This is a genomic window from Vibrio sp. 10N.222.48.A3 (assembly GCF_041475345.1).
Classification (GTDB): domain Bacteria; phylum Pseudomonadota; class Gammaproteobacteria; order Enterobacterales; family Vibrionaceae; genus Vibrio; species Vibrio tasmaniensis_A.
In genome coordinates this window covers 1-1,036 of the sequence record NZ_JBFRVX010000107.1, presented here as the reverse complement: position 1 = coordinate 1,036, position 1,036 = coordinate 1, and the positions used below count along the sequence as shown (strand labels likewise).

Annotated in this window: 1 protein-coding gene; it reads left to right on the top strand. The window is 42.9% G+C overall.

Annotation, left to right across the window (positions count from 1 at the left end; genetic code table 11):
- Positions 1-904 (top strand): phosphoribosylaminoimidazolesuccinocarboxamide synthase (locus AB4653_RS03980; protein ID WP_372103391.1); only part of this gene is annotated, 904 nt, incomplete at its 5' end.
- Between the last annotated feature and the right edge of the window lie 132 nt (positions 905-1,036).

Genomic DNA, 1,036 nt, shown 5'->3' with positions numbered 1-1,036 from the left:
TGATTGTATCTGGCGTGGTGAAGGGAATCTAAAAGGTGTCCCAGGTAAAGGAGCGGCTCTGAATGCTATCTCTAACCACTGGTTCAAATTGTTTAAAGACAACGGCCTTGCTGACAGTCATATTCTTGATATCCCTCATCCATTCGTATGGATTGTACAAAAAGCTCGCCCAGTCATGATCGAAGCGATTTGTCGTCAATACATCACAGGTTCAATGTGGCGTGCATACGAAAACGGCGAACGCGAATTCTGTGGTATCGAGATGCCAGAAGGCCTTGAGAAAGACAAGAAATTGCCTGAGCTACTGATCACACCTTCTACAAAAGGGATTTTGAAAGGTATTCCTGGCGTTCCAGAAGCTGATGATGTGAACATCACACGTAACAACATCGAAGATAACTTCGCAGCGTTCAACTTTACTCAAGCAAGTGACATTGCGCATTACGAGAAACTTCTAAAAGAAGGCTTCAACGTAATTAGCCAAGCGCTAGCAAAAGTCGATCAAACCTTTGTCGATACGAAATTTGAATTTGGTTACGTCAACGATGCTCAAGGTAATGAAAAGCTTATCTACATGGATGAAGTCGGTACTCCAGATTCATCTCGCATTTGGGATACTCAGGAATACAATAACGGCAACATCGTTGAGAATTCAAAAGAAGGTTTCCGCCAGTTCCTACTTAACTACTTCCCTGATCCGGACATTCTTTTGAACAAAGAGCGTATGCCAGAGCGTGAAGCGTTAGCTCGTGACAATGAACTTCCATTGGATTCATTAATGTCTCTGTCACGTACTTATCTTGATATCGCGGCGAAGATTACAGGTGCGGAAATCGTACTGAGTGAGAATCCTAAGCAAGAGATCATCGATGTATTGCGTGCTGACTATGGTCTAGTTGACTGATTGCATTCTAGAAAGCGAGTAAGCTCGTAAACACAAGTTCCAGATACTAAAAGGGCCTCATCATTATTGAGGCCCTTTTTCGTGTGCGATTTTTAATATTCTTTGAGCTCGCTCCTAAGCTCTAAGCTCTAA